Here is a 12,322-nt window from a genome sequence, read left to right as displayed (position 1 = left end):
TCACCGATCCGGTCAAATGGCGGGTTTAACGGTTGAGTTTTCCCGTAGTATCAGAATTGAAAAGAACTTAAGGGACTCAAGACTGATTGAGAAAACTTAAGTCCCAAATTTTCCGGCAATCCTGCCGCTGCTATTACTAGAGAGGATCACCGAATGCCTACTTTTAAGGTCACGTTAATCAACGAAGCTGAAGGGCTGAACACCACGATCGATGTTCCCGATGATGAGTACATTTTAGATGCGGCTGAAGAGCAAGGTCTGGATCTGCCTTACTCCTGTCGTGCGGGTGCTTGCTCGACTTGTGCTGGCAAGATCACCGAAGGAACTGTCGATCAATCTGACCAGTCTTTCTTGGATGATGATCAAATCCAAGCAGGTTATGTGCTGACCTGTGTGGCTTATCCCACTTCGGACTGCACGATCTTGACTCACCAAGAGGAAGACCTGTACTAGGTTTTCTGACAGAAAAGTTTCTGTATTGAAGCGAAGCAGAAATCTCGATCGGGGTTTCTGCTTCGCTTGTTTGGATTGTGTTGAATTTTTTCGCTTCGTTGTTTGCAGCTTCTGCCCCCTAAATCCCCCACAAGTGAGGGACTTTGAGTGTGAAAGTTTCCCAAAGTTAAAGAGATTTTTCTACTTCAAAGTCCCCCAGAATGGGGGATTTAGGGGGCGAAACACCAAGCAACGCAGCGCACACAATTATCTATCACGATCGAACTAACTCAATCGCACAAAAACACCGCCGCGTTGAACTCCAGATCGATTGCCATAATTGCTAATCGTCAGCAATCTCAAATGCTCAAAAATTGGTTCTCCTGCCAATTCTGCGACTTTCAAAATCGGGTATTGCTTCTCTAAAATCGGTTGCGCCGTCTTCCAATCCAGATACAAATATCCAGCATTTTCTTTTTGTAACGCTGCGATCGCACTTTCAAACGATTTACTATTCGCCAGGACATCCTTCTTCGCATTCAGCACCGCTTTCATCGTATCCATGGAAGTCGTGAAAATTTCGTATTTCCCGATCGTGGTATGCACGCCAACCACTTCCGCATCGATTTTCTTGTCCGCATTGGCTGAATCAAGTTTTGTCCACACAGAAACAGGCTGATCGCCAATCTGAATGATTCCAGCGGTGATGCCCTGTGCTTTGCCGAGTTCGTCGAGATGAGCGATCGCGCTTTCTGCTCCCGGATCTGCGGTTTTATCTGCCACAAATACCCAATCCAATGTATTGCCGGGAATGAGCGCTAGTGCATACTCACCTTTCACCCAATTAAAAATGTCTTGTGGCAAGTTGAGATTCCAACGTTTGCCGAGCGATTCGATCGGGGAATTGACCCATTTCGAGATCGTTCCATCACTCGATAAACCCGACCACAAGCGATCGAGATTCACACCTGATGCAGAAATCGGTGTAACCGCCGGAATATACTTCAGCGCCTCTAGAGATTGTTTTGATAAATTCGCGTCGGTTCCTGCTCGGATAATCGCGGTTTCTGCAATTAAACCTTTGCGATCTAAACCAAGCGCGATCGCTGCACTCGAAGCGGTATCCGTAATTTCTTTCCCGTTCAATTCTGCCAATGCTGGAAGATTGGCGAAAATCACTCCGATTCGTCCTTGATCGAGCGATGCGATCGCAGTTTGATAATCACTCGAATTTTCTAAATTGAGTTCCGCTGCTTGTACGTTGTTAATCGCGTTTCGGAGTACCTTCGGACTATTGGCAAACAGCACATATTGGCGACCCACGATCGCACTCGCAACCGTGATCGGGACAGAATCCGATTCAACCTTACCGTAGATAATCTTGGTGCCTTTGTAATCTTCAAAAGCTAAATCGGTTCCCGTAATGGCGCGTTTTTGCCAAAACACTTGGAGAAATTCTCTCGATCGCTCCGTGTCTTTTGTTGCTAATGCCAGCAAATATCCTGCCTCTTTCCCGTTCGATTCTTCTCGATCGATATCCAACGTCGTTACGGCTGCGGTTATTTCATCGCCCAACCACGGCTGCACATCCCGGCGATAATTCAATTCCGAACTGCCTAAAACGCCTTGAGTAAATTGCTCAAATTCCTGACGGGTAGCGGCTCGATCGCCCGGTTTTGCCACGACTTGCCGCAAACTCTCTAATCGATCGGGATTCACCAACAATGAAGCCATCACTGGAGCTTGCTTTGGAACAAACATGGCAGCGGTCGGTGTACTTTTCGGGCTACCTTTGAGCAAACCGAGTGGACTCTGAGAAAAAACCCAGCTAAACCCGATCGTGGCGACCACGAATAAGACACCAGCGATCGCAGCAACAATGTTGAGAAACGAGCGAAACTTCATAATCAAGGGGGTACTCTCCAGAAACATTATCCCGGACTCTCGCCGCCTTGACGATCTTAAGTTAAGAGTTCTGCCCGTCGCGGCGACCTAATTCATACACGCCGCACCCAATACAGGCAAGCACTCCCATACTAATCGCCCAACTTCTCCCCAAACCGAGTTCGACTCCAAAATTGCACACGGCTCCCACACCCAGAAATGGGAAGATGCTCAAAATCGAGGCGTAGAAAGCGTTTTGAGATTCTCTTGCCGATCGCGTTCTTTCAAATTCCTCGATCGACGAATACAGCGATCGTTCAGCAAAATTAAACCAGCGGCTCAGTTGCTCGATCGTCCAGTCGCTAATCGGTGAAAAACCCAGATACAGCGCCAATGCCCAAAGACACGCACCCGCGATCGCAGTCGGATCAACGGTCACACTGAAGACGAGAAGATCGATCGACATCTTTGGCATCCAGGACAAACGTTGCTCTCAAAGATAACGAATCGTGAATTCAAAAATCAATCGTCTGTAAACAAATCAACCTGCAATTCAAACCCAGGTAAAACGGATTCGCCGGACAGAAATGTGGGTAGCGATCGGACTTCTTTTGCTTGTCCTTGTCGATAGATTTCGACTTGTTGATCTTGCGGATTGAATAACCAACCCAAACGAACCCCACTTACTAGATATTCCTCCATTTTTTCCTGGAGGTCAGTGAGTTTATCGGTTCGGGAGCGCAGTTCAATCACAAAATCAGGCGCAATCGGTGGAAATTTCTGACGCTGTTCGGAACTGAGCGATCGCCATCGAGACCGTTCAACCCAAGCCGCGTCGGGAGAGCGATCGCCTCCATTTGGTAACTTAAACAATGTTGAAGAACTGAACACTTCCCCAAGATTCGTTCGACGATTCCAAATATTTAAATCTGTGATGTAGTCTGCCTCTCGCTTTCCACTTCCTCCTCCAACAGGTGACATGACAATTAAGACTCCTTTAGCGTTACGTTCGAGAACCAATTCGGGATTGTCCATGCAGAGCTGAAAAAATTGCTCATCGGTCAGATGGACGTGCTCCAGATTCATCTTGAGGGGCAGTGTCAGTTCCATTGTGTTACCTCCTACGGGGAAAGTCGATCGATGATCCAAGCACCATTTTGAAATCGGTAGCGTAATCGATCGTGTAATCGACTTGATCGACCTTGCCAAAATTCAATCTCACGCGGAATCACCCGAAATCCTCCCCAGTGCGACGGTCGCGGTACTTCTTGATTCTCATACTCAAGTTTCAACGCCGCTAGATTTTGCTCTAATACATCGCGGTTCGGAATCACTTCGCTCTGATTCGATGCCCAAGCCCCTAAGCGACTATTGTGAGGGCGGCTGAAGAAGTACCCATCCGATTCTTCAGATGTGATTTTTTCGACGGTGCCAACGATCCGGACTTGGCGTTCAAGTTCTGTCCAGAGAAACACTAATGCTGCTTGGGGATTGGCTTCGAGTTCTTTGCCTTTCGCGCTGTTGTAGTTGGTGAAAAAGGTAAAACCGCGATCGTCTAGCGCTTTGAGTAAAACAATTCGTGCAGCCGGAATGCCATCTTTAGAAGCGGTTGCTACCGTCATCGCGTTCGGTTCGGGGAGTTCTGCATTCACCGCTTGATCGAACCAGCGCCGAAACTGTACAAACGGATTCGGATCAACCTCAGATTCGTTGAGGGTTTCTTTGGTGTAATCCTTTCTGAGATCTGCGATCGAAGAAATAGCCATCGGTTTTATCTATCTATGCTCCAATTGCAATTGTATTGGGATGGCGAGTAGATTAGCTAAGAATTCGGAGGATAAAGGATGTCGCAATTACTGGCTGGAGATATTGGCGGGACGAAAACGATTTTACGATTGGTCGAAGCGGATGCTGATCACACAGAAACGGCTCGGAGTAGTCTATTTGAAAAGCGGTATTCGAGCCATGAATTTCCAGATCTGGTGCCGATGGTGAAGACGTTTCTCAAGGAAGCTCAGGCGGAAACGGGAAAGACGTTTCAACCAGAAAAAGCTTGCTTTGGGATTGCAGGTCCAGTCGTAAACAATACCAGTAAAGTGACGAATATCGGCTGGACATTGGAAACTGATCGCTTATCGGAACAGTTATCGATTTCGCAAGTTTCGCTGATTAATGACTTTGAAGCGATCGGATACGGCATCTTAGCGCTAGAAGAATCGGATCTTCACACATTGCAGGCAGGCAAGCCGGAAAAGAATGCCCCGATCGCGGTAATTGGAGCGGGAACCGGATTAGGACAAGGTTATCTGATTCACAACGGCAAAGAGTATCAGGTGTATGGTTCTGAAGGCGGACACGTTGATTTTGCTGCTAGAACCGAATTAGAGTTTCAACTGTCGCATTATCTTCTAGAAAAGCTGAACATAGAGCGAATTTCAGCCGAGCGAGTGGTTTCTGGGCAAGGCATTGTGGCAATTTATCAGTTTTTGCGCGATCGCAATTTTGCGCCGGAGTCTCCAGAGATTGCTCAACTGATGAACGTTTGGGAATCGGAAATCGGGAAGAGTGAAAAGACGGCTGATCCTGCTGCTGTGATTTCTCAGGCAGCATTGGAGAATCGCGATCGATTGTCTCAGCAAACGATGGCGCTCTTTGTGGAAGCGTACGGGACAGAAGCCGGAAATTTAGCGCTGAAATTGCTGCCGTATGGTGGGTTGTATATTGCAGGTGGCATTGCTGCGAAGATTTTGCCGCTGATGGAAGAAGGTAGTTTTCTCAGGGCGTTTGCGCTGAAAGGAAGAATGCGATCGTTGATGGAACGGGTGCCTGTTCAGATTGTGTTAAATCCGCAGGTGGGATTAATTGGGGCGGCGTTGCGGGCATCGCGATTGTAATTCCGGTTGCAATAACTGTGGGGCTGGCATCTTGCCTGACCCCCGGTGGCGGGCAGGATGCCCACCCCACAATGATTCAGTGTAATTCCGACGATTTGGGTAATGTTCGATTTCTCCCGTAGAGACGCAATTAATCGCGTCTCTACACCATTTCCGCGATCGATCAACCATCACCGTAACGGCGATCGCAGTTGTCTTTGTCCAATCCGTTCAATCTGCTGCAATTGCTGTTCGGTTTTCTGCGCCCAAGCGGAATTTCCTTGCGCCGCGAACAGATCCTTGGCATATTTCAATACCCGTTCTGCATCGGCAGTTTTCCCTTGTCGCACAAATGCCAAACCCGCTGCGTAATAACCATTTGCAAACTTTGGATTGATTTGAGTCGATCGACGAAAGGCATTCAACGCTCGATCGAGATTGTCTTGATAGTATTCCATCAACCCCAAACTATAATGCGCTTCCACATAGTTCGGATTTCGCTGGATTGCTTGTTGAAAGGCTGCGATCGCTTCCTTGGGTTTTCTTTGCTGCTGATAAGCCTGCCCTAATTGAAACAATGGTTCTGGTGCATTCGCGCTCAGATTTGCAGCTTTCTGAAACGCTTGAGCGGCTCCACCATAGTTCTTTTCCTGCATCAGTACCAAACCGAGATTGTACTGTGCAACTCCTGAACGTGGATCAAGCTCGATCGCTCGTGTCAGATAGTCCCGCGCCTGTTTAGCGTTACCGCCTTCTAACAGTGCCGCACCCAAATTCGCATATGCTAAGGCAAAATTCGGATCGGCTTTCGTGGCTTGATAGAACGCATCCGCAGATGGCTGTAATTGCCCGGCTTGTCGAAGCGCTAAACCGAGATTGTAGTGAGCCGCCGCTAACTTCGGATTGATCCGAATGGCTTGACGAAAAGCCGCGATCGCTTCGTTGAGCTTGCCTTGCTGAATGAAAACTAACCCTTGATTCACCTGAGACTCAGCCGTTTGTTTTGGGGCTTGAGCGACTTGAAACGGTGCGGCTTGAATCGGCAAAATCGCAGGAGCTACAAACCACAATCCACTAGAGATTAAACCAACTTTCAACCACGATCGAATCAACATAAAACACTCTCAACTTGCAGAAATAACGGGTCATCGTACTCATCGCCCTACCTCAAAATCCTTTCTGTCGATAGAGGAGAAACAGGTTCAAAGTTTTTACTCTGACATTAGATTAAATTCTTTTCCGAAAATCATTTAACTAAATTTTAATGGATTCATCGATTAACATGACAAATGACAATCCAACCCGTGGACAGATTGAACGCACGATTGGACAAAGACTTCAGGCGCTTTATCGAGAGCGAACTGGGCAGCGTCCTGAAAAAGTAACCTGTCAATTTTTCGATGAAAAACTTGCGATCGTACTCGAACAAATTTCAACTCCGGCTGAACGATTCCTAGTAGAATCTGGACGATCAGAGGTAGCAGAAAAGTTTCGGGCAGAACTCGAAAATCGCATGAAAGCAGAAATCATTGCGCTGATCGAAGAGATTGGCTCAACTTCGGTGGTTCAGTTGCTCAATAGTACCAATTTAGAAACAGGATTTTCAGGTTTGATTGCCATTTTGAAAGAGCCGCCCTCGGTTCGCGATCCTGAATCGATTCCGAAATCAAAACGCCGCAATGGAACAGAGCGATCGCAAGACGAAATTGCCGAATAGGACATTCGATCGGCTGTCTGTTTCGCTGTGCCAATTCGCGCAAAAGACAGTAGCTTAGAGGAAAGTTTTTTCTCTGCTCCTATGCCTCTCAATCCCGTTGTGTTAGTTCATGGCATCACTGATACCTTTTCGCTGTTCAAAACAATGACCGGACAGCTTGACCGGATGGGATGGCAGACGTACGGATTAGATTTGCTTCCGGCGAATGGCGATTGTCACCTTGACCAATTAGCCCAACAGTTGGCTGACTTTATCGAACTGACATTACCTGCGGGTCAGCCCTTCGATTTGGTTGGCTTTAGTATGGGTGGATTAGTCAGTCGCTACTATGTGCAGCGGTTAGAGGGCATCAGTCGCGTTCAGCGATTCGTCAGCATCTCAGCGCCGCATAATGGCACGATCGCGGCTTATCTTTCTCAGCGTCCAGGCTGTGTGCAAATGCGCCCGAACAGTGAATTTTTGAACGACCTGAATCGAGATGTGAGAATGCTCGATCGAATTAATTTCACGTCGATTTGGACACCGCTCGACGGCATTATCGTACCTGCAAAAAGTTCTGTTTTACCTGTGGGCGAATCGATCCAAATCCCGGTGCCGCTTCATGCTTGGATGGTGACGGATTCGCGATCGATTCACCTAGTCGCTGAGGCGTTGAGAAAACCTGTGCAGAATCAGCTTGCTGCAACACAGAATTGATCAATCTTGCACTGAGTTTGAAAGTGTTCGATCGTGGATTCATTCAAAGGGGGTGTGTTAACCCCCTCCGCCAAGAGTCACCCTCTAAACTTTCGCTTCTAACGATTTAAGAAATTCCGTATTCACACCCGATTCACGACTCAGCGCGATCTTACCCGTCCGCGCAATTTCTCGCAGTCCGAATTTTTGCAGCACCTGAACGATCGCGACCATTTTCCCCGGATCGCCCACCACTTCCAGCGTCAGTGAATCCTCAGCAACATCCACCACCCGCGCCCGAAAAATCTGCGCCAGTTCCACAATCTCCGATCGCGTAGAACTTCCCGCATTCACCTTCAGCAACATCAGTTCCCGTTCGACACAAGGCACTTCGGTAATGTCCTGAACTTTGATCACATTAATCAGCTTGTAGAGTTGCTTCGTGAGCTGCTCGATAATGCGATCGTCACCCGGAACGACCATCGTGATCCGCGAAACGCCCATTTGTTCAGCAGGTCCCACCGCCAAACTTTCGATATTGAAACCCCGACGGGCGAACAACCCGGCAATCCGAGTCAGAACCCCGGCTTCATCTTCGACTAAAACCGACAGCGTGTGCTTCATTGCTGTATGTTGAGTAACATTTGATCTTTCTATCGTGCAACGATCGTTCCGTCTTGTCCACCCAGGAACGAAAGAATTTCTGAAATATCTTGAAGCCGAAGAATTTTATCGATAAGGTGAAAAACGGATGCGATCAGGGTCTAATCCTTCTCTAGAGCGATGGACATTTTTGAGACTCGATCGCTCAATTGTCTGTGTAGAGTGATATTTGGAGTCAGAATTGTTATGGGTTGGTTACAAAGACTTTTTGGGCAAGAAAAGCCTGCAAACCCTGAACAGGCGGTGAGTGGACAGCCTGCTCCTAATGCGGTGGCATCTGCTCCCCCTGAAGCTCAAGTCGGTGACACAATTCCGCCTGAACGGGTGGGATTGGATGGACAGTATGATCAGAGCGGTTTAGCAAAACGTGTGGCATTGGCATTCGACCAAGATCCGCAGTTGGATGATGTGAATACGCTGTGGGTGGCACAGTTGGGAACAACGGTGGTGCTCAAGGGCAGTGTTCCGAGTCAGGATGTTCTGACCAAGATGGTGCAGGTTGCCAGCGGCGTAAATGGAGCGGCATCGGTAGACACAAACCAGGTTCAAGTCGGTTAGTTTGATTTGATGGCGTTGTAGAGACGCGATTAATCGCGTCTCTACGGGGATTTCGAGATCGATCCCACGGTCTTCGTGATGTTACGATCGCGCTAGCTCGCCCAGTCCTTCGCCCAATTCAGGGTTTGGTGAACTTGCTCGATCGATGCCGCTTCACAATACAATCGCAGCACAGGTTCAGTTCCACTAAAACGAATTAATAACCAGCTTTGATCTTCTAATCGGAATTTGTAACCGTCATCGGTTTGGCAACTGACAACCGCTTTTCCAGCGATCGTTTGTGGCGGTTGAGTTTTCAATTGCTCTAACAATTTGGCGCGAACTTCCATACTGGCAAGCGGAAGATCAATCCGATCGTATTCCGCTATAAATCCAGCTTTCTCTTGCAGTCGTCGATACAGTTCACCTAAATCCGTTCCCGTCTGCACAACAGTTTCAAGCACATACAAGGCAGACAGTAACGCATCGCGCTCTGGAATGTGATGCCCGTAACCGATTCCGCCCGATTCTTCGCCACCGAGTAACACTTTGGTTTCGAGCATGCGATCGGCAATGTATTTGTACCCGATCGGGGTTTCATACACAGGCAATCCGTAGAGTTTCGCGACCAAAGGCATCAGATCCGAACCGCTCACCGTTTTGACAAATTCGCCGCTAAATCCTTTACCGACTAAATGTTCGAGCAGGATCGGGATCAGAATTTGAGAGCTGAGGAAATTGCCTTTCGCATCGACAGCACCCACTCGATCGGCATCCCCATCGAACACTAATCCCACTGCAAGACTATTCCCATCAAAGTTCGCGATCGTGTGCAGAATTTTCGGGAGATACTTCGGTAACGGCTCCGGTGCTCCCCCCTCAAACAAGGGATCGCGATCGCTGTTTAATTCATGAATCTCAGTTCCGATCAATCGTGCTAATCCAGTTGCGGCTGCACCGTGCATGACATCTGCGAAAACCGTAATTTTCCCTTGCTCGATCGCGCTCTTAATTGCAGTGGTATCGACGAGCGATCGCAGTCCTTCACAGTAACTTTCCCAGGGATCAAACACGCTGAAAGTTCCGGGTGTCTTTTCAGGAGTAGGTTCGTTCTTTGCAAGCAGTGCTTCGATCTTTTTCGTGACTTCGGGTGGAACTGATCCCCCATGAGCGCTCTTCACTTTCAAACCTGAATAGTTACCAGGATTGTGACTTGCCGTAATGACGATCGCGCCTAACGCATTCAGTTTCTTCGCTGCCCAACTAAAGGCGGGAGTCGGGGCAAAACTTTCAGAAAACAGAATATCAAAGCCGATTTTGCGAATCGATTCTGCGGCAGTGCGGGCAAATTCTTCGGATAAGAAACGGCGATCGTAGCCCACGATCACGGTGTTGCTTCCGGTTTCTGCACCATACACTTCAGATAAAACTTGAGCCGCGATCGGGGCAACTTGCATCACGCGATCGAACGTAAAATCAGCAGCAATCACGCCGCGCCAGCCATCGGTACCAAACTGAATCGGATTAATCGTTGTAATAGTCATTGGCGCGTGAGCCATGAGCGCATTCTCCTCGGCAAAACAAAGGGGTTCGGGACACAAATCAGTTTAACGGGGATAGCTTAGACTCAATCGAGTTTTTTGATCTTTCCCCTGATTCTTTACAGGGTGACTCTCATTCTCCAGGATAGTTCACTAATTTTTTGCACGATCGATACAGGCGCAGTCTGCACAATTCTGCTATAACCCTCAACATTGTTCGGAGTTTGAAACTATGCGGGCTTCGTTGGTTTGGATGATGGCGATCGCGTCGGGGGCATCGGTCGCAAATTTGTATTACAATCAGCCGCTTTTAGCGAAGATTGCTCAACAGTTTGGAGTGTCAGCCGCTGAGGTGGGCGCGATTCCGATGTTGACGCAGGTGGGATATGCGATCGGGGTTTTATTGATTGTGCCGTTGGGCGATCGATTAGAGCGGCGACGGTTGATCGTGACGATGACGATTTGTAGTGCGATTTCATCACTACTGGCAGCAGTGGCGACGAATTTGGTGTGGATGAGTGTGGCGAGTTTTGCGATCGGGATCAGTGCGGTATCGGCTCAGATTTTGGTTCCATTTGCGGCTCAATTGTGTGAGCCAGCCCAACGTGGAAAAGTGGTTGGAATGGTGATGAGCGGATTGTTTATCGGCATTTTGGTAGCGCGGACGGTGAGTGGATTTGTGGGAGCGCGACTGGGCTGGCAAGCGATGTACTGGCTCGGCAGTGGAGTCATGGTTTTACTTGCGATCGTGCTTTCTAAACAACTCCCGCGCTATCAGTCGAGCTTGAAAATGGCTTACCCAGCATTGTTACGATCGATGTTTGAGCGACTAAAACGAGAGCCTACACTGCAAGCTTCATCCTGGATTGGGGCGATGTCATTCGGGGCGTTTAGCGTATTCTGGAGCACGCTTGTGTTCTTCTTAGCTCAGCCGCCGTATCAATATGGTAGTGATATTGCTGGGTTGTTTGGATTAATCGGAGTCGTGGGCGCATTAGCTGCTCCGATCGTGGGAAAAATTGCCGATCGTCGGAGTCCAGGCTTTACTGTAAAGCTCGGAATTCTGATGACAACGACTTCGTTTTTGGTGTTCTGGATCTTTGGCAAACAGCTATTGGGCTTAATTTTGGGTGTGATCCTTTTAGATTTGGGTGTGCAGACTACGCAGATTTCTAATCAAGCGACGATTTATCGATTGCCTGCTGAGTTTCATAGTCGGTTGAATGCGCTGTACATCATGCTTTACTTTGTGGGGGGTGCGCTGGGATCATATTTAGCGACATCTGCTTGGAATCGGGCACAATGGACGGGTGTTTGTGCGATCGGGCTAACGATGATGCTGTCGGCTTGGTTTGGATTGTTCTGGCGACAACAACGACTCAAGAATGTTGCATGACAAACAATCGAAAGTGTTTTTCTCGATTCATACTAGAAACAATGCGCTGAAGGGATCTCGACATGAATCTAGAACCGTCTGATTTATTAACACTTTATCCGTGGGATCAAGGCGGCAGAGTCATGGAATTGCAAGAACTTTTACGAGCGCATGGATTTGAGGTGAGACTGAACGGAGACTTCGATCGATATACTGAAGCTGCCGTGAAAGCTTTTCAACATCAGCAGGGATTGAGAATCGATGGAGTGGTGGGTGAAAAAACTTGGATGGCGTTGACTTCTCTGGTGCAACCTGGAACACGATCGCTGAAGCTGGGATATTGGGGCGCGGATGTCTGTGAACTTCAAGGCTTGTTATTAGTACACGGTTATACGATTAGTCGCAGCCGTCAATTCGATGAAGAAACCGAAGCAGCGGTGCGAGATTTTCAAGAACGATCGCGCTTACGATCAACTGGAATCGTGGATGAAACAACTTGGACATTTCTTAGAGGTCGGGGAATTTCTACACTGCCACCAAAGCAAAATCGCTGGCTAAATCACCCCCGAAAATGGTGGTAGCGCAAAACTTTCAGGGAACGATAGAGGTGTTTTTAAGGTTCCCT

General features: G+C 48.2%; 14 protein-coding genes. 7 read left to right on the top strand and 7 right to left on the bottom strand.

Annotation, left to right across the window (positions count from 1 at the left end; genetic code table 11):
• Nucleotides 1-153: 153 nt before the first annotated feature.
• A complete protein-coding gene (locus NIES2104_RS22105; RefSeq protein ID WP_059000388.1) occupies nt 154-453 on the top strand; it encodes a ferredoxin in 300 nt (99 codons plus the stop codon).
• Nucleotides 454-717: 264 nt separating this feature from the next.
• On the opposite strand, the gene NIES2104_RS22100 is transcribed toward NIES2104_RS22105, so the two are convergent.
• From NIES2104_RS22100 to pdxH, 4 genes are all read right to left on the bottom strand, one after another.
• The gene (locus NIES2104_RS22100) at nt 718-2,337 is read right to left on the bottom strand and encodes a DUF3352 domain-containing protein (protein WP_059002007.1); all 1,620 of its coding nucleotides are present in this window, start codon (nt 2,335-2,337) and stop codon (nt 718-720) included.
• A gap of 61 nt (nt 2,338-2,398) precedes the next feature.
• On the bottom strand, nt 2,399-2,782 hold the full coding sequence (locus tag NIES2104_RS22095; protein ID WP_059000386.1) for a hypothetical protein: 384 nt from the start codon (nt 2,780-2,782) through the stop codon (nt 2,399-2,401).
• A 56-nt stretch (nt 2,783-2,838) separates the two neighbouring features.
• A complete protein-coding gene (locus NIES2104_RS22090) occupies nt 2,839-3,426 on the bottom strand; it encodes a Uma2 family endonuclease (RefSeq protein ID WP_059000384.1) in 588 nt (195 codons plus the stop codon).
• Between the two features lie 11 nt (nt 3,427-3,437).
• Nucleotides 3,438-4,082, bottom strand: a complete 645-nt coding sequence (gene pdxH, locus NIES2104_RS22085; protein ID WP_059000382.1) for a pyridoxamine 5'-phosphate oxidase — start codon at nt 4,080-4,082, stop codon at nt 3,438-3,440.
• A gap of 78 nt (nt 4,083-4,160) precedes the next feature.
• On the opposite strand from pdxH, the gene NIES2104_RS22080 reads away from it, so the two are divergent.
• Nucleotides 4,161-5,210: a glucokinase gene (locus NIES2104_RS22080; protein WP_059000380.1), complete on the top strand. Its 1,050-nt coding sequence runs from the start codon at nt 4,161-4,163 to the stop codon at nt 5,208-5,210.
• 170 nt (nt 5,211-5,380) lie between these two features.
• On the opposite strand, the gene NIES2104_RS22075 is transcribed toward NIES2104_RS22080, so the two are convergent.
• The gene (locus NIES2104_RS22075; protein ID WP_059000378.1) at nt 5,381-6,304 is read right to left on the bottom strand and encodes a lipopolysaccharide assembly protein LapB; all 924 of its coding nucleotides are present in this window, start codon (nt 6,302-6,304) and stop codon (nt 5,381-5,383) included.
• A gap of 167 nt (nt 6,305-6,471) precedes the next feature.
• Between NIES2104_RS22075 and NIES2104_RS22070 the strand changes: the two genes are divergently transcribed.
• The gene (locus tag NIES2104_RS22070) at nt 6,472-6,906 is read left to right on the top strand and encodes a DUF2294 domain-containing protein (protein WP_059002005.1); all 435 of its coding nucleotides are present in this window, start codon (nt 6,472-6,474) and stop codon (nt 6,904-6,906) included.
• An 81-nt stretch (nt 6,907-6,987) separates the two neighbouring features.
• Nucleotides 6,988-7,602: a triacylglycerol lipase gene (locus NIES2104_RS22065; RefSeq protein WP_059002003.1), complete on the top strand. Its 615-nt coding sequence runs from the start codon at nt 6,988-6,990 to the stop codon at nt 7,600-7,602.
• Nucleotides 7,603-7,686: 84 nt separating this feature from the next.
• Here the strand turns inward: NIES2104_RS22065 and ilvN are convergent, their stop codons facing one another.
• Nucleotides 7,687-8,205 (bottom strand): acetolactate synthase small subunit, encoded by a 519-nt coding sequence (gene ilvN, locus NIES2104_RS22060; RefSeq protein ID WP_059000376.1) that lies wholly within the window; start codon nt 8,203-8,205, stop codon nt 7,687-7,689.
• Between the two features lie 225 nt (nt 8,206-8,430).
• Between ilvN and NIES2104_RS22055 the strand changes: the two genes are divergently transcribed.
• Complete coding sequence (locus tag NIES2104_RS22055; RefSeq protein WP_059000375.1) at nt 8,431-8,802, top strand: BON domain-containing protein; 372 nt, start codon at nt 8,431-8,433, stop codon at nt 8,800-8,802.
• A 92-nt stretch (nt 8,803-8,894) separates the two neighbouring features.
• On the opposite strand, the gene NIES2104_RS22050 is transcribed toward NIES2104_RS22055, so the two are convergent.
• Nucleotides 8,895-10,340, bottom strand: coding sequence for a phosphoglucomutase/phosphomannomutase family protein (locus NIES2104_RS22050; protein ID WP_263971012.1), 1,446 nt, complete (start codon nt 10,338-10,340; stop codon nt 8,895-8,897).
• A gap of 214 nt (nt 10,341-10,554) precedes the next feature.
• Here NIES2104_RS22050 and NIES2104_RS22045 point away from each other — a divergent pair, with 214 nt between their 5' ends.
• Both NIES2104_RS22045 and NIES2104_RS22040 read left to right on the top strand, forming a co-directional pair.
• Nucleotides 10,555-11,718, top strand: a complete 1,164-nt coding sequence (locus NIES2104_RS22045; protein WP_059000373.1) for an MFS transporter — start codon at nt 10,555-10,557, stop codon at nt 11,716-11,718.
• Between the two features lie 62 nt (nt 11,719-11,780).
• Nucleotides 11,781-12,278: a peptidoglycan-binding protein gene (locus tag NIES2104_RS22040; protein WP_059000371.1), complete on the top strand. Its 498-nt coding sequence runs from the start codon at nt 11,781-11,783 to the stop codon at nt 12,276-12,278.
• Nucleotides 12,279-12,322: the final 44 nt, after the last annotated feature.

The organism is Leptolyngbya sp. NIES-2104 (assembly GCF_001485215.1).
GTDB lineage: Bacteria > Cyanobacteriota > Cyanobacteriia > Leptolyngbyales > Leptolyngbyaceae > Leptolyngbya.
This window is presented reverse-complemented; position numbering and strand designations above follow the sequence as displayed.

Coding starts and splice junctions, on each gene's coding strand:
- NIES2104_RS22055 (WP_059000375.1), top strand. CDS start 8,431: ATGGGTTGGTTACAAAGACTTTTTGGGCAAGAAAAGCCTGCAAACCCT.
- NIES2104_RS22045 (WP_059000373.1), top strand. CDS start 10,555: ATGCGGGCTTCGTTGGTTTGGATGATGGCGATCGCGTCGGGGGCATCG.
- NIES2104_RS22065 (WP_059002003.1), top strand. CDS start 6,988: ATGCCTCTCAATCCCGTTGTGTTAGTTCATGGCATCACTGATACCTTT.
- pdxH (WP_059000382.1), bottom strand. CDS start 4,082: ATGGCTATTTCTTCGATCGCAGATCTCAGAAAGGATTACACCAAAGAA.
- NIES2104_RS22075 (WP_059000378.1), bottom strand. CDS start 6,304: ATGTTGATTCGATCGTGGTTGAAAGTTGGTTTAATCTCTAGTGGATTG.
- NIES2104_RS22100 (WP_059002007.1), bottom strand. CDS start 2,337: ATGAAGTTTCGCTCGTTTCTCAACATTGTTGCTGCGATCGCTGGTGTC.
- NIES2104_RS22080 (WP_059000380.1), top strand. CDS start 4,161: ATGTCGCAATTACTGGCTGGAGATATTGGCGGGACGAAAACGATTTTA.
- NIES2104_RS22040 (WP_059000371.1), top strand. CDS start 11,781: ATGAATCTAGAACCGTCTGATTTATTAACACTTTATCCGTGGGATCAA.
- NIES2104_RS22050 (WP_263971012.1), bottom strand. CDS start 10,340: ATGGCTCACGCGCCAATGACTATTACAACGATTAATCCGATTCAGTTT.
- NIES2104_RS22090 (WP_059000384.1), bottom strand. CDS start 3,426: ATGGAACTGACACTGCCCCTCAAGATGAATCTGGAGCACGTCCATCTG.
- NIES2104_RS22095 (WP_059000386.1), bottom strand. CDS start 2,782: ATGTCGATCGATCTTCTCGTCTTCAGTGTGACCGTTGATCCGACTGCG.
- ilvN (WP_059000376.1), bottom strand. CDS start 8,205: ATGAAGCACACGCTGTCGGTTTTAGTCGAAGATGAAGCCGGGGTTCTG.
- NIES2104_RS22105 (WP_059000388.1), top strand. CDS start 154: ATGCCTACTTTTAAGGTCACGTTAATCAACGAAGCTGAAGGGCTGAAC.
- NIES2104_RS22070 (WP_059002005.1), top strand. CDS start 6,472: ATGACAAATGACAATCCAACCCGTGGACAGATTGAACGCACGATTGGA.